Annotated in this window: 13 protein-coding genes; 9 read left to right on the top strand and 4 right to left on the bottom strand. The window is 56.3% G+C overall.

From position 1 onward, the window contains the following. The first annotated feature begins 2 nt into the window (after positions 1–2). Entirely contained in the window at positions 3–770 is a 768-nt protein-coding gene (locus B5E67_RS14215; protein ID WP_242957028.1) for a gluconate 5-dehydrogenase, read from the top strand. 623 nt (positions 771–1,393) lie between these two features. Here the strand turns inward: B5E67_RS14215 and B5E67_RS14205 are convergent. After that, positions 1,394–2,479 carry a glycoside hydrolase family 88 protein gene (locus B5E67_RS14205; RefSeq protein ID WP_087385777.1) on the bottom strand — a complete coding sequence of 362 codons (1,086 nt, stop codon included), beginning with the start codon at positions 2,477–2,479 and terminating at the stop codon, positions 1,394–1,396. A gap of 236 nt (positions 2,480–2,715) precedes the next feature. Here B5E67_RS14205 and B5E67_RS14200 point away from each other — a divergent pair, with 236 nt between their 5' ends. Continuing rightward, positions 2,716–4,221, top strand: coding sequence for a response regulator (locus B5E67_RS14200; protein ID WP_087385776.1), 1,506 nt, complete (start codon positions 2,716–2,718; stop codon positions 4,219–4,221). Further along, positions 4,218–6,011 (top strand): histidine kinase, encoded by a 1,794-nt coding sequence (locus tag B5E67_RS14195; RefSeq protein WP_143405437.1) that lies wholly within the window; start codon positions 4,218–4,220, stop codon positions 6,009–6,011. Before B5E67_RS14200 ends, B5E67_RS14195 begins: the two co-directional genes overlap by 4 nt. A gap of 56 nt (positions 6,012–6,067) precedes the next feature. Here the strand turns inward: B5E67_RS14195 and B5E67_RS14190 are convergent, their stop codons facing one another. Continuing rightward, positions 6,068–7,333: a glycosyl hydrolase family 28 protein gene (locus B5E67_RS14190; protein WP_087385774.1), complete on the bottom strand. Its 1,266-nt coding sequence runs from the start codon at positions 7,331–7,333 to the stop codon at positions 6,068–6,070. A gap of 211 nt (positions 7,334–7,544) precedes the next feature. Here B5E67_RS14190 and B5E67_RS14185 point away from each other — a divergent pair, with 211 nt between their 5' ends. The 6 genes from B5E67_RS14185 (at position 7,545) to B5E67_RS14160 (ending at position 15,467) form a co-directional block, all read left to right on the top strand. Next, complete coding sequence (locus B5E67_RS14185) at positions 7,545–8,486, top strand: ABC transporter permease subunit (protein ID WP_087385773.1); 942 nt, start codon at positions 7,545–7,547, stop codon at positions 8,484–8,486. Positions 8,487–8,498: 12 nt separating this feature from the next. Further along, positions 8,499–9,425 (top strand): carbohydrate ABC transporter permease, encoded by a 927-nt coding sequence (locus tag B5E67_RS14180; protein WP_087365925.1) that lies wholly within the window; start codon positions 8,499–8,501, stop codon positions 9,423–9,425. A gap of 48 nt (positions 9,426–9,473) precedes the next feature. Beyond that, positions 9,474–11,201 (top strand): twin-arginine translocation signal domain-containing protein, encoded by a 1,728-nt coding sequence (locus B5E67_RS14175; protein WP_087385772.1) that lies wholly within the window; start codon positions 9,474–9,476, stop codon positions 11,199–11,201. A 99-nt stretch (positions 11,202–11,300) separates the two neighbouring features. Next, positions 11,301–13,397 carry a hypothetical protein gene (locus B5E67_RS14170; RefSeq protein ID WP_087385771.1) on the top strand — a complete coding sequence of 699 codons (2,097 nt, stop codon included), beginning with the start codon at positions 11,301–11,303 and terminating at the stop codon, positions 13,395–13,397. A 32-nt stretch (positions 13,398–13,429) separates the two neighbouring features. Next, on the top strand, positions 13,430–14,212 hold the full coding sequence (locus B5E67_RS14165) for a hypothetical protein (protein WP_087365917.1): 783 nt from the start codon (positions 13,430–13,432) through the stop codon (positions 14,210–14,212). 175 nt (positions 14,213–14,387) lie between these two features. Next, the gene (locus tag B5E67_RS14160; protein ID WP_087385780.1) at positions 14,388–15,467 is read left to right on the top strand and encodes a HipA protein; all 1,080 of its coding nucleotides are present in this window, start codon (positions 14,388–14,390) and stop codon (positions 15,465–15,467) included. A gap of 419 nt (positions 15,468–15,886) precedes the next feature. On the opposite strand, the gene B5E67_RS14150 is transcribed toward B5E67_RS14160, so the two are convergent. After that, positions 15,887–16,249, bottom strand: coding sequence for a hypothetical protein (locus B5E67_RS14150; protein WP_087385769.1), 363 nt, complete (start codon positions 16,247–16,249; stop codon positions 15,887–15,889). A 107-nt stretch (positions 16,250–16,356) separates the two neighbouring features. Further along, positions 16,357–18,051, bottom strand: a complete 1,695-nt coding sequence (locus tag B5E67_RS14145) for a carbon starvation protein A (protein ID WP_087385768.1) — start codon at positions 18,049–18,051, stop codon at positions 16,357–16,359. Positions 18,052–18,807: the final 756 nt, after the last annotated feature.

Below are 18,807 nucleotides of genomic sequence, written 5' to 3'. Positions count from 1 at the left end.
AAGTGGCGCTGATCACCGGCGCATCCTACGGCATCGGCTTCGCCATCGCTACCGCTATGGCCAACTGCGGCGCCACCATCGTGTTCAACGACATCAAGCAGGAGCTGGTGGACAAGGGCGTGGCCGCCTACAAGGAGGCCGGCATCAATGCTCACGGCTACGTCTGCGACGTCACCAACGAGAACGCCGTCAACGAGATGGTGAAGAAGATCACCGAGGAAGTGGGCCACATCAACATTCTGGTGAACAACGCCGGCATCATCAAGCGCATCCCCATGTGCGACATGACCGCTGAGCAGTTCCGCCAGGTCATCGACGTGGACCTGAACGCTCCCTTCATCGTGTCCAAGGCTGTGATCCCCGACATGATCGCCCAGGGCGGCGGCAAGATCATCAACATCTGCTCCATGATGAGCGAGCTGGGCCGCGAGACCGTTTCGGCCTACGCAGCAGCCAAGGGCGGCCTGAAGATGCTGACCAAGAACATTGCCTCCGAGTACGGCGCTTACAACATCCAGTGCAACGGCATCGGACCCGGCTATATCGCCACTCCGCAGACCGCACCCCTGCGTGAGATCCAGCCCGACGGCAGCCGTCATCCCTTCGACCAGTTCATCATCGCCAAGACCCCGGCCGGCCGCTGGGGCGAGGCAGAGGACCTGGGCGGACCCGCTGTCTTCCTGGCTTCGGATGCTTCCAACTTCATCAACGGCCACATCCTGTATGTGGACGGCGGCATCCTGGCCTACATCGGCAAGCAGCCCCAATAATTGATCCTTTCACCGTCCTATCAGGGGCCGGGCTCTGGTTTTCAGGGCTTGGCCCTTTTTGCGCCCTTTGAAGAAAAACAGGGGCTGCTGCAAAACGAAAGTAGAGCGGCAGCCCCTTTTCCATAGGCCTTTATGTTGAAAAGTCCGTTCAGAAGGCTTTTTATGGAGATTGCGTTTAAAACCTCACGCCTTTCGAGAAAAATAGCACAGCAAAGCTGGACCTCTTCATAAGAGGAAGCCCGGCTTTTTGCGTTTTTCAGAACCTTGAAAAATCTATTCTTTTTTGAGAGAGAAAATATAAAGCCTTTTTACGGTAGAGAAATTCAAAAAACAGCTGGAAAATGATTTGCTGCCCTATTTGAACCGTGATTCTGTTCTCATTTTGGATAATATGAAGTCTCATCACACCAAAGCTGCCAAGGATCTCCTGGATCAGGCGGAGGTTCATTACATCTATCTTCCGCCATCTAGTCCGGACTTGAACCCCATTGAAAAGCTCTGGTCAAAGAGAACGGTTCTTTTGAAAAATTCAATCAGAAAAAATCCCGCAAAGCAGGAGCAACTCTGCATTTGCGGGATTTTTAGGAGAAGAAAAACGCAATAGAAGGGGAGGATGGAGGGGTTTACAGGCCGGCCTGTTCCAGCTGCTGGATGGCGGTGCACATCAGCAGGAAGGCCCCTACGCCGTGGAGGTCGTTCACTGAGCAGGGACGGCCGCAGTAGAATTCGTAGCTGCCGACGCCGGTGCCGACGCAGACCCCTCCGATCTGGAGGTCGTCGCCCTCCCAAGTCAGGCTGCGGATCACACCCTCATAGGCGGCGTGGGCTTTTTCAGCATAGGACGTGGGCAGCATACCCAACAGGACCGCTCGGGCCAGAGCGGCAGCAAACAGGCAGGTACAGGAGTTTTCCGGCCAGTTTTCGGGGCGGTCAGGCTTGTTGACCACCTGGTACCAGCGGCCGTCGGGGCCCTGATAGCGGCAGATGGCTTCCAACAGCTCGGGCACAATGGCCTGCAGCTGGTCATAGCCGGGGTCAGAGGGGGACAGCTGTTCCAGATCATCCAGAATGGCCACCGGTACCCAGCCCAGGGAACGGCCCCAGAATTCAGGCGCCAGGCCGGTATCCGGATCACACCAGTCTGCCTGATGGGTTTCATCCCATGCATGGTACCACAGGCCGGTTTTCGGATCGCAGGTGTGTTCTTTCATCAGCAGAACATGGCGGATGACATCCTCCCGCAGATCGGGCCGGTTGTACCGGCGCCCATACTCAGCCAGGAAAGGCCCGATCATGTACAGGCCGTCCAGCCACATCTGGCCAGTATGCCGCACTTTGTGGTAGAATCCGCCGCACGCACAGCGGGGAACATCCGGCACCTGCGCATAAACCGACTGGATAGCCTTTTCGTACCGGGGGTTCTGGGTTTGATCCAGCACCGGGTACAGCAGGATGCCGGGCTGGATGTCATCCAGATCGGCGTGGTCATACTGCAGGATACAGCCGTTCTGGTCAATGACAGTGTCCAGCCAATCCCGGGCATACTGGAAATACCGTTCCTCGCCAGTCAGACGCCAGGTTTTCAGCACACCGGAAAGAAAGACGCCCTGGTGATAGTGAAAATGTCCCTTGGGCGGAAGGTCCGGTGCGGCAAATTTCTGTATCATGGTGTCACAGGCGGCGCGGGCATACTCTACAGGGGTTTTCATGGTGTGCAGCTCCTTTTGGATGGAATGTTGTTGTGCTTCCATTATAGCCGCGGGATGCGTGCAATGTACATATAAATCTTTTCACAAAGTTTCAAAATTTATAGTTTTTACCAGATACCAGGAAGGAAATCTCTTGTGCGGGCTTCCGGATTTATGATAGTATAAATCTTGCCGGAAGTTGCAAAAGCGGCCGGCATGCGGCGAAGCTTTTGTCAAGGAGGACGGAGGAAGATTTCATGTATCGGGTTCTGCTGGTGGACGACGAAGAAAGTGTATTGAAAGTTTTGAAAACGAGCATTGACTGGCAGGCTATGGGCGTGGAGACGCCCATGACCGCGGCGGATGGAATGCAGGCGCTGGAGATGATGGAGAGAGAATCATTCCATATGCTGATTACGGACATTAAGATGCCACGGATAAGCGGGCTGGAACTGATTCGCCGAGTGCGGTGCCTTTACCCGGAGACCCGGTGCATTCTGTTGACGGCCTACAGTGAGTTTGACTATGCCAAAGAGGCGATTCAGCTGGGCGTGGAAAACTATCTGCTGAAACCGGTGCAGAAAGAGGAACTGGAAAACACGGTCCAGAGCACCATGGCGAACATCTACCGGCGCCGGAGCACCGGGGAGAATATGCTGTACGACAACATTCTTCACCGCTGGCTGACTGGCAGCATCTCAGAGGAAGAGCTGGGCGAACGGGCCGGCGTGCTGGGGCTGAATCTGTACCTGCCCCAGTACTGTGTGGTGGGGATCACCAAGCGCCGCAAAGACAGCACCAGCAGCCTGTTCCGATCCGCCTGCCTGGAGCAGCTGAGCAGGCAGTACGAAGTGTATCACTGCTGGAATGACAAAGGGATGTTTGTGATGATTCTGGGCGGGCGGAGCCTTGCGCAGGATCAGCTGGAAAAAGAACTGTGCATTTTGGCCCGGCAGCAAGGAGCGGAAGATCAGGTGGTGGCGGCAATCGGCGGAGTGGTCAGTGACCCCCAGGCGCTGCATCTGAGCTATTCTCTGGTGTGCGACATGATGGAGCTGGCGGATTTGAATCAGACCGGCGTGATGCTGAATATCCATGCCGACACCCGTTCGCCGGATGCAGACCAGTTGATCGAGGACCTGCGAATGTTCTGCTATCGGGCACCTGGCGGAAAGGACAGCAATGTCATTGCTGTTCAGCTGTACTGGAGTGTGCCGTACAAGGGTGCAGACGAATGCCTCCATCATGTGATCTATGCCTATCTGCGGGTGCTGACCAGTGAGTTTCCCGAGCAGGAAAATTCCCAGGAGCAGCTTTATAAACGGTTTGGAACCAGAAGCCGGGAGGCCACAGGGGACGAGGCTGTGCAGATGCTGAGCAGTGCGCTGGAATGGATGCGGGCCGACTTTGAAAAGCGGCTGGATGCGCTGAGTCCCATCGTACGGCTGGCCATCCGGTACATCCATGAGAGCGTCCGCAGCGGCGACGGAGGGTCCATCAAGGAGTTCAGCTCCAAAACCGGGGTCAATCCAGCCTATCTGGGACATCTGTTCAAAGAAGAAACGGGCAACTTTTTCAATAGCTATCTGATGCAGTGCAGGATAAACCGATCGGTGATCCTGCTGAAAAAACCCAACAGTAAGATTAAGGATGTAGCCAGTCAGGTGGGATTTGCCTCCACCAGCTATTTTGTCCGCTGTTTTCGGGAGAGCAAAGGCGTTTCGCCGGCCCGTTACCGGATTGGAAGGGAGGAGCAGTCTTGAACACAAAAGTCCAGAAAGGTCTTTTTGCACAATTTGGTTTGCGCTGGATGATGGCGGTGTTCCTGATTGTCTCGGGGATGATTGCGGCCATCGCCTGCCAGTATGCCTATCAGCAGAGCCGCAGCGCGCTGCTGCAGGAATTGGACCTGCGGCTTCAGCGGGTGGCCACCGAGTATGAAAATCTGGTGGATGATTTCTGGTCCCTGTACATTTCAGTGTTCTCTCATCAGGAGGATATGCTGTTTTTTTACCGCTATTATTCCCAGCCCGCCGATCAGGCGCTGCCCTCGGAGGAAAAGGTCGAGCTGCGGCATATTCTCTCGGAGATGGCCCTGCGGGACGGGGCAGTCCAGTGGATTGCGGTCTATGCGCCGGTGCGGCAGGTGAATTATATTTATTTTACTGCCGATGGTGCCCTGATCGAAATGCCGGAGGACTTTGCCTACCGCAGCGAGCTGGACGTGAAAAAGGACCGGATGGAGATTTATCCGGTGAAAAATGTGACCACCAGCGAGAGCTCATATCTGGGGCTTGCAATTGCAGGCGGCGTGCCCAGCTACGGCAATCTGGAGGGCTCGGTGCTGGCCAACTACAACATCAACAATCTGGTTCAGCTGTGTCAGATTGAAAGCCAGATGGAAAGCCTTCAGTTTGACATCACAGCCGACGGCATCCCTATTTTTTCTTCCGGCCAGCAGGCCCGGCAGTGGGAGGGAGAGATTCAGCCCGGCACCAGTGGGGTGCAGGACAGCGCAGGGCAGAAATGGTATGTCAGCACCTCCGAGATCTGCCCCCATGGGGCCTGCATCAGCTATTCGATTTCCTGGGACGAGCTGGTCTGGAAAGCCAGCGCCAGCGTTCGAATGATCCTGTTTTTTGTGGTGTTTTTGTGGGTGGCAGCAGCCGTGGTGTTCTATCAGTTCATGGTCAAGCGGATTCAGGGGGAGATTGAGGTGATCCGGGGCGGGCTGGCCCGCCTGGGCAGCAACGAACTGGATTACCGGCTGCCCATGAATTTCCGCCAGCCTGAGCTGACGGTGATTGCCGGGTCCATCAATCAGATGGCGGCGGACCTGCAGCAGATGATCGAGCGGGTCTACGACTATGAGCTGCGCCGCAAAGAGGCAGAACTCCAGGAGCTGCAGGCTAAATTTAACCCGCATTTTCTGTACAATACCCTGGAGATTTTCCGCGCCCGGTGCTACGAGCACGGCGATGAGGAGACAGCGGACCTGATCGCCCAGACTGCGGCCAATTTCCGCAGCCTGATCGGCTCGCGGAATTTCATCCCGATGCAGGAGGAACTAAACGCCAGCAAGCGCTACCTGAGTCTGGGCCGGGCGCGGCATGATGATGAGGTGGAGGTGGAATACGACATCGACACCAGGGTGCTGCAGTTCGGCATCATCCGGAATGTCTTTCAGCCGCTGATCGAGAATTACTTTGAACATGGCTACGACGGCGAAAAGGAGGAGAACTTCATCCGGATTCGGGGCGAGCTGGCAGAGGATGGATTGATTTTGTTTGAGGTGGAGGATAATGGCCAGGGTATGCCGGCCGAGGAGATGAAGCAGCTGAATGAGCGTCTGCATGCCCCCATCCGGACAGAACAGGAAAGCTATGGCCTGAAAAACCTGCACCAGCGGCTGCGGCTGTTTTATGGTGACCCCTGCGGCCTGGTCTTGTGCCCGCGGGCAGGGGGCGGCCTCAAAGTGGAAGTCAGGGTCCGGCAGATGAAGGTAGATGCTTCGGCTCCGGAAGGCAGCACTGAAAAAACGGCCCAGTCCTGAAAAAGCGCAAAAAGATACCCCGCGCGTTCCCAAAGAACGGCGGGGTATTTTTATTGTCAGGACTGGCTGGGGGTAATATGTACGTTCTGTGCCGAAACATCCTGGATGAAGTCGGGGAGGGTAAAGCTGCGGCTGGCCCGGATGTCCAGATCCTGAATGGTGAGATGGGACAGGCTGTATTTGGACGGATCCGGGGAAAGGGCAAAGCAGGCGTTGCAGTCGAAGGAGCAGCCCCGCAAATAGATGTGGTCGGCGGCGGATACCGGGATATCGGTGCGGCCTTTGGGGTCAAAGAACTGGGTCCAGGCGTTGACATTGAAAAAATTGCCAACTTTGCCGCTGACGTCCTCCACGGCGATGTATTCGTAATGCTGGGGAGTATCGGGACGCATTTTGAGCCAGAGGAAATTCAGGGAAGTGAGGATTTTGGACCGGCGCAGCAGGATGTTCCGACTGTGGATGCACTCAGAGCCCACGGTCAGGCAGCCGTAGCAGAAGCCATAGGTGCAATCCTCAATGAGGATACGCTCGTTGGAACCGTTTTCGGGCAGGGTGTCAGCCCAGGGGCCTTTGCCGCCCTTGAGGACCACCGAGTCGTCATTGACTTCGAAGTAACAGCCTTTAATTAAGATGTCGGTGCACACGTCGATATCGATGGCATCGGTGCTGGGTGCTTTGACGGGGTGAGAAGGGGAAAAGACCCGGCAGTTCAGATATTTTACATGATCGCACCGGTAAAGATGGTTGGTCCAGAAATGGGAGTTTTGAAGGCGGACATCGGCCATCAGGACGTTGCGGCAGTGGGAGAGGTAGACCAGCCGGGGGCGCTGTTCGTCTTTGTTGGTGCACTGAGGGTTCCAGCTGCGGCGCAGCCAGAAAGCCCGCCAGGAGCGCATCCCGTTGCCGTCAATGGTGCCGGGGCCGCAGATGGTGAAGCCGTCCAGCCCGTTGGCGTTGATGAGGGCTGCAAAGTACTGGCAGGATTCACCCTCGATCCGTGTCTGGCACAGGGGATAGTCGGCGATGTCGTCGCTGCCCCGGAGGGTGGCTCCCTCCGACAAATAGAGGTTGACGCCCTGCTGGAAAAACAGAGAGCCGGTCATGTAGGTGCCGGCAGGCACCACAATGACACCGCCGCCTTCCTGGGCGGCCTGATCGATGAGGGACTGAATGTCGTGCGTGTGGATGCGCCCGTCGTCCAGGATGCCGCAGTCGGTCAGGACATAGGGCTTGCCCAGGTCTGCCAGGGAGGGAATATGTGTGTCGTAAAACCAGGGGTCGATAGGGGTGCCGTCGGGGAAACAGTGGTCAAAGCGTTCCATATCAGATCGCATCCTTTCTTTTTGGATTCCAGGGTGAGTATAACACACCGGCACGAAGAAAACAGCTTTCCCGCAGACGCAGCAATAATTATTTATATTATCTTGGATTTTTTCTATATACACAAAAACAACTGTCATATAAAATAATTCTTGTAAAGAATGCCAACGTTGGAACCCACCCATTGAGAATGTAAAAGGAGCTGACGCATTTATGGCGCATCAAGCAATCGCCAACCTGCGGTCTCGGGCCAGAGGAAAAAAGTGGGAATCGTACAAACTGTTCCTGCTGGCTCTGCCGGTTATCGTCTACATCTTTGTGTTCAAGTACATGCCGCTGTGGGGCTGGTCCTACGCCTTTTTCTCCTACAAACCAGGCCTCTCCCTCAGCCAGTGCGACTTTGTCGGACTGCAAAACTTTCAGAATTTGTTCGGCAACGCTGTCATGCGGGACAACCTGTTCCGGGTGCTGCGCAACACCTTCGGCATTCAGATCCTCAATTATATCCTGATGCCGGTGCCCATGCTGTTCGCGATCTTCCTCAGCGAGATCAAGAGCAAGCGTTTTCAGAAGCTGGTCCAGACGGTCACTACGTTGCCCCACTTCATCAGCTGGGTCATCATGTTCTCACTGGCCTCCAGTATTTTCGGGTCTTCGGGCCTCATCAATTCCATGATCCATGAGATGGGTTTTGAGCAGACCATCAACATCCTCACCACCGACCAGCACGTCTGGCTCACCCAGGCTCTGCTCAACCTGTGGAAATCCATGGGCTGGAACGCCATCGTTTACTTCGCAGCCATTACCGGCCTGGACCAGCAGGTCTATGAGGCCGCCGAGATCGACGGCGCCAACCGCTGGCAGAAAATCACCCGCATCACCATCCCCCTGCTGATGCCTACCTTCTTTGTGTTGCTGGTCATCAACATCGGCAACTTCCTCAACTCCGGCATCGACCAGTTCCTGGCTTTCAGCAACGCACTGAACATGAGTCATATCGAGGTTCTGGACCTGTACGTCTATAACCTGGGTATTGGCAGCGGCCAGATTTCCTTCAGCGTTGCCGTCGGCATTATGAAATCGGTAGTCGCAGTCATCCTCTTTGCGTCGGCAAACTTTGCCTCCAAGAAGATTCGCGGCACCAGCGTATTCTAAGGAGGAACAGCTATGACTGGAATTCTCAACCGCAAGTCCCCAACAGACCAGGGTGCTCACCGCCATATCCGCATGACGACCGAGGACAAGATTTACAACGTCATCTTTACCATCCTGTTCGCCATTGTGGCCCTGATCTGCGTGTATCCCTTCTATTACCTCATCATCTGCACCATCAGCGACCAGCAGGCGGTCAACCTCAACAAAGTGTTCCTGCTGCCCACTGGCATCAACTTCCAGAACTACATCGAGATCTTCCAGGTGGAAGGTTTGGCTCAGGCGGCCTTTATCTCGGTGGCCCGCACCGTCATTACCACCGCTCTGAGTCTGGTATTCACCTCCTACGCCGCCTACATTTTCACCAAACCCAATATGTGGGGCCATACCTTCTGGTACCGGTTTGTGGTGGTGACCATGTATTTTTCGGCCGGCATGATTCCCATCTACCTGAATAACAAGCTGCTGGGTCTGACCAATACGTTCTGGATTTATGTTGTACCCCTGTGCCTGTCGGTGTACAATATGGTTCTGGTCAAGACCTCCATTGAGTCTATGAGCCCTGAGCTGGAAGAGTCGGCCTATCTGGACGGCGCAGGCTACCTGACGCGGTTCTTCCGCATCGTTCTGCCCCTGCAGGGCCCCATCCTGGCCACGGTCTCCCTGTTTACCGCCGTAAACCAGTGGAACGACTTCTTTACCACCCAGATGTACATCACCAACACCAAACTGTACACTCTGCAGTTTCTGCTGTATGAGCTGCTGAACCAGGTTACCGCAGCGGCAAACCAGATCGCCAACGAAAACCCCTACGCCACCATCACCCCGGTGGGTATCCGGCTGACCCTGACCGCTGTGGTCACCATCCCCATCATCTGCGTGTATCCCTTTGTCCAGAAATTCTACGTCAAGGGCATTATGGTGGGCGCTGTCAAAGGCTGATTGATTTCGTATTTGTACCGGTAAAAATAGAGAGAAAGGAACTTTATCATGAAAAAGATTTCGCGCCGTAAGTTTATGAAAATCATGGGTGCCGCCTCGGCTGCCGGCCTCCTGGCCGCCTGCGGCGGTTCGGATTCGGCCACTGCCGGCTCGGGCGCCAGCAATGCTGCATCGGGCGGGACCCCGACCATTACCTTCTATCCCAGCGCCGCCAATGTGTCTTCGGGCACAGTGGGCGGCTACAAGGGTGAGTTCTTTGCCTCCCGCGGGTTCAACCTGGAGGTCTGGGCCTATTCGGATGAGCGTACCAATGCCATTCTGGCCTCGGGGGATCTGCCGGACGTTATGTTCATCCCGGAGGACAGCCTGGATGTGATGATTCAGGGCGGCATGCTGCTGAACCTGGATGATTATATGGACAAGCTGCCTCACCTGCAGGCTTTCGAGCCGGCAGCCACCGCCCTGAACTATGTCCGTGCCTACAAGAGCGCCGGCACCGAAGGAGTCTACGGCATTCCCACCTCCATCGGCGACAACTACAACAAATACCTTTACCAGGATTCCACCGAGCGCAACGCCGTCAAGCTGCGCTGGGATGTATACGAACAGATCGGCGCGCCTGCCATCAACAGCATGGACGACCTGCTGGATGTGATGGAACAGATGCTGGCCGCCCAGCCCACCGAGGCTGACGGCACCAAAAACTACGGCACCGTCCTCAACAGCGGCTCGGATACCAGCTATTGGGCCTGTATGGTTATGTGGTACCGGATGCAGGGCTACAAGGAGGACCAGCTGTCCTACCTGCTGGAAATGGACATGGTCAACGGCACCGTCTCCTCGATTCTGTCCAAAGACAGCATGTATTACAAGGGACTGCAGTGGTACAATGAGGCCTACCGCCGGGGTCTGGTGGACCCCGACAGCATCAGCAATGACCGTGCCACCCAGAAGATCAAGGTGGATGACGGCTACGCTATGATTCCGTCGGGCTACCTGCCGGGCTGGGCCCCCAAGTATCTGCCCTACTACGTCCCCGGCACCAAGGTCTATTACAATGCAACCCGTCCTTACGGCGATTCTGCCTATATGATCGGCATCAATGCCAAGACCCAGAACCTGGATGCCTGCCTGGCCTATCTGGATATGCTGTGCGACCCCGACGCCTATCTGGTGATCACCTCGGGTCCCGATGGTGAGTTCTGGGAGTCGGACGACCAGGGAAATGCATTCCTGACCGAAGAAGGTCTGGCCTGGCTCACCGATGGACATTCCTCTTTCCAGGATTTTGAGCTGTCTACCGGCGAGAAGATTGAGTACTGGAATACTCCCTGGATCATCTGGAACGGCACCCTGTGCAGCTACGGTGATGGTGAGGGGAACAAGCGGTGCTGCTATACCACTGCCTGGACTGAGATGAACGAAATCAGCACCGACAACGAGCTGTATCATCAGTGGCAGGATACGGTGGGCTATGAAACCTGGGCCGACTGGCTGGCAGCGGAGAACGCCTTTGCCGACACCAGCAAGCTGGACTATATCAGCAGTTTCACCTCTCTGCCCGATGATATGATGCAGCTGACGGTGGATGCCATCCGGGACAAAGTCACCAATGCCAGCTGGCAGATGGTGTACGCTGAGGATCAGGGCACCTTTGATGCGTTGTGGGATCAGATGATCGCTGACTGTGAGGGTCTGGGCGCCCAGGATATCATCGACTGGCGTCTGGCTGATATTGAGAACGCCATCAAGATTCGTGACTCTCTGCAGGCCTGAAGCTGAATCAAAAGAATCTCCCATTCCGGCAGGTGCTTCTGCGTACCGGGCAGAGGCGCCTGCCTTTTTGGAAACTGGAAAACCGAAAGGAGCGCTCTTATGGATTTGCTGCAACGTCTGGAACATCCAGACCGGGCTTTTACCCCATTTCCGTTCTGGTTCCTGAACGACGATTTGAAAGAGGAAGAAATTTGCCGTCAGCTGCAGGACTTTTCCGCCCACGGTGTATATGGAGTAGTGCTGCATCCGCGGATTGGTCTGCCCAGAGAGATGGGCTATCTGTCGGAAGCGTTTTTCCGCGCCATTGAGGCGGCCGTCCGGGAAGCTGCCCGCCTGGGAATGCAGGTAATTCTCTATGACGAAGGAATGTATCCCTCCGGGTCGGCCTGCGGACAGGTGGTGGCAGCCAACCCTGCGTTTGCCTCCCGGGGCATCGACCTTGTCCCGGCGGAAGAGCCGGGGGACACCGTCCTGGCCCGGACGGCGGAGGGCGTTCTGGTGAGCCGGTTCAGCAAGGGAACCATCCGGGGTATTCATTTTGGCCAGGATGACGGTGAGCCGGATGCGCCTCCCAGCACCGATCTGCTGAACCCGGACGCGGTGGATTTGTTTGTCCAGCTGACCCACGACGCCTACTACCAGCGGCTGAAACCCTGGTTTGGAACAACCATCATTGGATTCTTTACCGACGAGCCCAGCATTTTGGGCCGCAATGCCCGGACGCCCTTTCCCTGGACGCCGGGCCTGGAAGAGGAATTCGCTGCTGCCGGCGGGGTGCTGGAGGATTTGACAGCGCTGTTTCACGGGAAAGAAAACGATTCCACCCGGCTGTATCAGGCTATGATCCTGGAAAAAGAGGGGAGTGTGTATTACCGGCGCTTGTCGGAGTGGTGCGCCGGGCATGGGATTGCCCTGGTGGGTCATCCCCACCGCAGCGACGACATCGAGGTAGAGAAGTGGTTCCAGATTCCGGGGCAGGATCTGGCTCTGCGATGGGTGGGGCCGCGGCATAATGCCACCGAGGGAATTGACTCCACTATGGGACATTGCAGTGCGGACGCAGCCCTGCTGATGGGCTGCCGCCGCAATGCCAACGAGTGTTTTGGCGCCTGCAACCGGGACGGCAATCCGTGGCAGCTGTCGGGCGGGGATATCAAGTGGTATCTGGACTGGCTGGCGGTGCGGGGGGTCAATCTGTTCATTCCCCATGCTTTTTACTACAGCATTGAGGGACCCCGCAAGGAGGAGCGCCCGCCGGATGTGGGGCCTCACAGCATTTGGTGGGAAAGATATCAGCTCTGGTCCACGTACATGCGCCGGTTGTCGGCCTTGTTGACCGACGCTGAGGTACGGGTGCAGGTAGCTGTACCTTGCCGCAACCGGGACTTGCACCCGGAAATTGCGGCCCAGCTGCAGAAAGCCCAAATCGGGTATTGCTATCTGCCCGAGAGCGTCTGGCCGGATTGCCGGATGGAACAGAGACAGCTGCACTGCCGGGGCCTTGCCTTTAACGCCGTGGCCGGAGACATGGACTTTTTCCCGGAGCTGCCCCATCTGGGCAGTGAGGCCTTTACCCAAGCTGTCACACCTGACTGCCTGTGCAGCCCGGAGCAGGAAGAACTTCGGGTGCGCCGCTTTCGGCAGGATGGTGTGGAATGCTGGCTGCTGGTCAACGAAGGCGAGGAGGAACTGGAGGCAGAGATTCGGTTTCCGGGTGCAGATTGCCTTGGCCGGTATGACCTATGGGAAGGAAAGGCTGCCCGCCTGGCGGCAAAGGATACGGCTCCGGTTCGGCTGCCCCGGCGTGGCAGTGTGTTGGTTTTCAGCTGCAGCCGCACCCAATGGGACAGTCTGCCGACTGCGGTGCAGCCAGTGATTCTGCCGGAACAATCTTTCTACCTGGTGGAAGAGCGGCCGGATGCCATCCAAAAGGTTTACCAGACAGAACTGACCGTGTCCAGTGAATTGCTGGAAGCCGAAAGCATCCTGTTGCCGGTCCAGGCGGAGGAAATGTGCGAACTGACAGTGAATGGCAGGGACGCAGGGGCTGCGTTCTGGTCGCCCTGCCGGTTTGAATTGAAACCGTATCTGCATCTTGGCACCAACAGGCTGCAGCTTACCGTCACTGGCAGCCTGGCCAACCGGTATGGAAATCACCCGGTACCTTATGGGCTGGGGATCAGGGAAATCTTTTGAATCAGCGGCGTAACCGCGAAAGAGAGGATATCATGAGTCTGCTGCAGGATTTGTTCCGCCGAGAGGACCGGCCGGGCCCGGGTGTGGAGCCGAATGAGCCCCGCAAAAAGGGAATCCGCCGCCTGTGGGAAGTATGTACCCGGGATTTGTCCAGCTTTTTTGGAGCAGGTCTGGCAGGCCTGGCGGGGATTCTGCCCTGGATGATGCTGGTTTCTTTGGCTTTGCTGACCCGATCTGTAGCGGGGACGGCTGTAGCGGGAGCGCTGGGGGGAATGATCGCCGCCCCTGAGCTGTGTGCCCTGACCGATTTGATCCTTCGGGGGCTGCGGGATGAGCCTTTTTACGGTTGGAGTGCCTGGCGGAAAGCCTGGAAGGAAAGCCTGAAAGCCGGGCTGCTGCCGGGAGCTGTGCTGGGAGCAGCGGCAGCCCTGGAGCGCTTGGCAGTACAGCTCATTCTGGAAGGAAGCGGCACGCCCGGTCTTTTGGGAGGGGTATTGCTGGGCATGGTGATCGGCGTCGGTCTGGCGCTCTATCTGGTAAGCCAGATTGTCTTGTTTGACCAGCCTCTGGGGCGAACCTTGAAAAACAGTGTGCTTTTGTTTCTGCATGGCCTGCCCCGCAGCGTTGGAGCGGCGATTTTGCTGCTGGCCTATGGAGTTGGAATCGGATGGTTTGCGCCAGCATCGTATGTGGTGCTGATTCTGGGCAATGGATGGCTCCCGGCTGCGGCTGCTCTATTCCTCATCTACCGCCCTATGGAGCAGGCTCTGGATCTGGAAGTTAGAGTTCACAATGCACAGGAACAAAGAAGATAAAACCGTTTGACAGAGCATCCTATTTTGTCTGATTTTGCCGTCGCCCCTCACGCAGGGGCATGAGGGGGATGCTTACAAAAATCCAAACAAAAGCCCTTTTTCTTGGCAAAAAGGGCTTTTGTTATGGTATAATATTTGCAGTAAAAGATTTTCCCGGATGAAAGGGGTGCCCTGGATGCGCTATCTTCTCCTGAATAAAGATACCGTGTGGCTGGAGTTCCGGTGCGAGCGAAATGAATACCTGGAAGTCACAGCACAGGAAGAAGTGTGGCACACAGGGCAGCGGCCCTTTGGTTATACTAACCTGACCGATTTTCTGGAACGCCGGAAAGCGCCCAAGCACCGGGCCCACATTGCCGAGTTGCTCCGTCAGTACGGCTGTCAGGAACTGGACGGCTATCTGGATGTGACCCATGCCCTTTCCCTGAATGACACTTTCTGGGTGAAGCGGGTGGATTCACCCCTGAAATGGGAGGAAGTCTCCCTTTACCGTAACCCGTTCAATGAAGTGATCTCCCAGGCGGCCTTTGATGGTTCTCTGAGCAGTTCCACCTTTTCTTCCACCTCGCCGGAATTCAGCACTGACGGCCAGTATGCCAAGTGCTGGATGCGGGAGAATAATACCATCTGGCTCTATAAAACCGGCGGCGTCTTTGGCATGGAGCCGCTTTCGGAATATCTGGCATCCCAGCTGGCAGCCTGTCTCTGCCCAGATGCTGTAAACTATGACCTAGGTTTCTATCATGGTGCGTTGATCTCCAAATGCCCGCTCTTCACCAGCGAAACGTTGGGCCTTGCCAAGGCAGCCGTTCTGACCAAAGACCGAACCATTTCCGGCTTTCTGCACTACTTTGAAAGCATCGGCAGCGGCGATGCCTTCCGCCGGATGTGCATTCTGGATGCTCTGATTCTGAACACCGACCGCCACAGCGGCAATTTTGGCGTCCTCTACCAGAACGACACCATGCAGGTCCAGAAAATGGCCCCAGTGTTTGACAACAATCGAAGCCTGCTGTTTGACCTGGACGATGACCAGCTGAAGAACGCCGAATGGTGCATCCAGCATTGCTCCCCTCGGCTGGGTGTGGATTTTGTCGCCACGGCCAGAGGCTTGATGACAGATGCCATCCGCAGCGACCTAGAGAATCTGCGGGACTTTCATTTTGAGCACCATCCAAATATCTTAGCACCGCAGGAACGGCTGGACCGTTTGACAGAAATTGTGCAGCGGCAGTTAAAACAGATTTTGGAATAAACAAAGAGCCGCACGCTCTCCGGGATCGTTCCGGTGGGTGTGCGGCTCTTGCTCTTCACTTGTCAAATTTATGTAAACCTATTCTTCTATTGGTATTGTTCCTTCACATTGCGGATATAAGCTGCATTCCCAAAAGGAACCGTATTTTTCCTGTCGTTTCATCATCAGTGAGCCACACAATGGGCAATAATGCAGTTCTTTCATTCTAGCTTCGCTTTCTTTTAATCGAGTTTCTAGCGAGACATTAAAAGCCTTTATATGTGCTATTCGTTGTCTGCCGGAACATAGAATAATTCCATCAGTATTCGAAATACCGTATTCACAGTAAAAGCAATCATCCATAATATTGGCATAGGTACGTTTGTGCCAAGTGCGCATTTTAAGAGGACAATCATATACATGTAGGGCATAGCTATGTTCTACAATGCTTTTTTGTCTGCGACTTTTTTAAATCGGCTCAGCCATTTGGTTGCAACTGCATTATAGATCCATTTCTTGGCTTTATTGCTTTGCAAAAGAATTTCTTGGAGTTCTTCAAGTGGAACCATTCTGTCTAACTTACTTAAATCGATTTCGAGTGTGGAAATATTATTGTTTTGCAATTTGGAAAGTTTGCGCTCATCTACTTGATGGGTCACAAATATTTCCATAAAAAAGTATTTTTCTCCAGAATAAACAACAACCTCTGGAATCACGCCATCAAAATGCTGTTCCGAAAATTCAGGGAACCGCAAGAAGAAAGAGCACATCCGCCGGATGAAACCACACTCCATAGATAACATAACAACAACCGCCGTCCGAGGCTTGGGTCCCGGGCGGCGGCTGTTTTGGTTTTGTGTTGTTTTCAATGGATGGGGGTGCCGGCTGGTTTTATCGAGCCCGGCGGGGGTTACTTGGCGCTGGCCTCGCTGTTGTGCTCAGCGCGGAAGTAGGACCGCAGAGAGTTGACCACAATGGTCAGGCCCAGGGCGATCAGCAGGACGGCGAAGATCAGCTGCAGGCCCTCCATCATGAAGGTGGCGCTGCCGGCCTGGAAAGCCTGGATCAGAGCCATGAGCCGCTGCACCAGAGCGGTGAAGGTGACGCACAGCATGATGATCAGCGGGGGGAACAGCATCTTGTTGCTGCGGCCGGTGACCTTGAGGAAGACGCAGAGGGTCACCAGAACCAGAGCGCTCAGCAGCTGGTTGGCGGAGCCGAACAGGGGCCAGATGTTGGAGTAGCCCACCTTGGTCAGGATGAAGCCGCACACCAGGGTGATGACGGTGGCGAAATAGGTATTGCACAGCAGCTTGCGCCAGCCCTCGGCGTGGGCCATGTCGTCCACGCTGAACAGTTCCTGGAAGCTCATGCGGCCGATGCGGGCCACGGCGTCCAGACTGGTGAGGGCCAGAGCCGACACGCACATGGTCATGAAGCACTGGGCCACATACACCGGCACGCCGAACATCTCCAGGAAGCCGGCCACGCCGCGGCTGAAGATCTGGAAGGGCGTGCCCACGGCGGCGGTGCCGTCGGCGGCAGCGGATGCGCCCGCAACGCACAGGGCCAGGACAGCCAGCAGGCTTTCCAGCACCATGGCGCCGTAGCCGACCTTCAGCATGTCTTTTTCGTTTTCAACGGTCTTGGAGGAGGTGCCGGAGGACACCAGGCTGTGGAAGCCGGACACGGCGCCGCAGGCCACCGTGACGAACAGGATGGGGAACAGGTCGCCCAGGCTGTCGTTGTGGAAGCCGGTGAACACCGGCAGGTTCATGGTGGGGTGAGCCACCAGCAGGCCCACCACAGCGCCGGCGATCATGCCGATGAACATGAAGGTGGTCATGTAGTCGCGGGGCTGCTTGAGGAGCCACATGGGCAGGACGGCGGCGAAGAAGATGTAAACGAAGGTGATATAGGTCCAGGTGGTCTGGTCTGCCACCAGAGGCATCATCATGCCCAGAGCCAGGGCGGCCACGGTGCATACCAGGCCCACGGCGGCCTCCTTCCAGCCGGTGAGGTGGAAGTTCTTCTGGATCAGGCCAAAGATCATGGCAAAGACGATGAACAGCAGCGAGATGCTGCCGGCTGCACCGTTGGTCTGGGCAGCCTCCACCGGGGCGCCGTCTGCGCCGAAGGCATTGAAGGTGCCGGCCACCATGTCCGCAAAGGCGGCGATCACCAGCAGGGTAAACAGCCAGCAGAACAGCAGGAACAGCTTGCGGCCCAATTTGCCGATGTACTTTTCAATCAGCAGGCCCATGGACTTGCCGTCGTTCTTGACGCTGGCGTACAGGGCGCCAAAGTCGGTGACAGCGCCGAAAAAGACGCCGCCCAGCAGAATCCACAGCAGCACCGGCAGCCAGCCGAAGGCGGCGGCCTGGATGGCGCCGGTGACAGGGCCGGCGCCGGCGATGGAGCTGAACTGATGGCTGAACACGGTCCAGCCGTCGGTGGGAACGTAGTCCTTGCCGTCGTTCAGGCGGACGGCAGGGGTTTTGGCGGTGGGGTCGATGCCCCAGCTCTTGGCGATCCAGCGCCCGTAAAGGGTGTAGGCCGCAATGAGGCACACCGCTGCGATCAGGACGATAACAAGTGTGTTCATGATTTTCCCCTTCTCTTTCAGTGAAGATTTGCCTGCCGGGCAGGCGGTTGGTTCTCGGGCCAGACGCCGGCGAATAAAAAAGCCCCCGTCCTATGCACACAGTCTTGCAACTGGATGCAAAGACGAAGGCTGAATGCTCCGCGTTACCACTTTGCTTGCCGCCGGGGGCGGCCACTCTGCCGCGGCAGGGCCGGCGAGCCGGCCTGTACCGCGCGCCCAGGATAACGGTGGGCTTCCGGCCGGTGCTAGTGGGCGGTTGGCCTTTCGCACAGGCTGCTTGCAGGGGATGGCCGGCCCGCTCCTTGCTGCCGCGTTTTCATCGTCGGCGGCTCTCTGCAAGCGGTGTGCGGGCAGACAGATCCTGTTCATCGCATTTGGTGTCTGGTGTTTGAACGCCACTACAGTAGCACGAAGATGAAAGCTTGTCAACTGTCTCATGAAGATTTGTATGGTGTGATAAAACTGTGTCCGTAAAGTGAGCAATCTTTGAACACTTTTTGACCTTGAAGCGCCGCCCCCGCCGCCCGGGGCGGTTTTGGCCCATAATTCGCATTCGGGCAACGGCAGCCCGGAAGCTGGAGGGCTGGTTTTCGTGCGCTTTGCCGCCCTGCCCTTTAACACTCTATTTCTTTTCCTTTTTTTCCGCTCCGCTGGGGCCAGAGGGCCAGGGAGGGGGTTTCGACTCCCCCTCCCTAGGCCCTCTGGACTCCCTACCCACCCTAACGACCAGGGGAGACCCCTGGACCCAGATAGGGA

This window comes from Faecalibacterium sp. An122, assembly GCF_002160895.1.
Classification (GTDB): domain Bacteria; phylum Bacillota; class Clostridia; order Oscillospirales; family Ruminococcaceae; genus Faecalibacterium.
Note: the sequence above shows the minus strand (reverse complement) of the source record. Positions and strands in the feature narration are given on the sequence as shown.

What these genes read in the sequence shown, in the direction of transcription:
- B5E67_RS14205 (WP_087385777.1), bottom strand. Translation starts at nt 2,479, where the DNA reads ATGAAAACCCCTGTAGAGTATGCCCGCGCCGCCTGTGACACCATGATA.
- B5E67_RS14200 (WP_087385776.1), top strand. Translation starts at nt 2,716, where the DNA reads ATGTATCGGGTTCTGCTGGTGGACGACGAAGAAAGTGTATTGAAAGTT.
- B5E67_RS14190 (WP_087385774.1), bottom strand. Translation starts at nt 7,333, where the DNA reads ATGGAACGCTTTGACCACTGTTTCCCCGACGGCACCCCTATCGACCCC.
- B5E67_RS14185 (WP_087385773.1), top strand. Translation starts at nt 7,545, where the DNA reads ATGGCGCATCAAGCAATCGCCAACCTGCGGTCTCGGGCCAGAGGAAAA.
- B5E67_RS14180 (WP_087365925.1), top strand. Translation starts at nt 8,499, where the DNA reads ATGACTGGAATTCTCAACCGCAAGTCCCCAACAGACCAGGGTGCTCAC.
- B5E67_RS14175 (WP_087385772.1), top strand. Translation starts at nt 9,474, where the DNA reads ATGAAAAAGATTTCGCGCCGTAAGTTTATGAAAATCATGGGTGCCGCC.
- B5E67_RS14170 (WP_087385771.1), top strand. Translation starts at nt 11,301, where the DNA reads ATGGATTTGCTGCAACGTCTGGAACATCCAGACCGGGCTTTTACCCCA.
- B5E67_RS14165 (WP_087365917.1), top strand. Translation starts at nt 13,430, where the DNA reads ATGAGTCTGCTGCAGGATTTGTTCCGCCGAGAGGACCGGCCGGGCCCG.
- B5E67_RS14160 (WP_087385780.1), top strand. Translation starts at nt 14,388, where the DNA reads ATGCGCTATCTTCTCCTGAATAAAGATACCGTGTGGCTGGAGTTCCGG.
- B5E67_RS14150 (WP_087385769.1), bottom strand. Translation starts at nt 16,249, where the DNA reads ATGTTATCTATGGAGTGTGGTTTCATCCGGCGGATGTGCTCTTTCTTC.
- B5E67_RS14145 (WP_087385768.1), bottom strand. Translation starts at nt 18,051, where the DNA reads ATGAACACACTTGTTATCGTCCTGATCGCAGCGGTGTGCCTCATTGCG.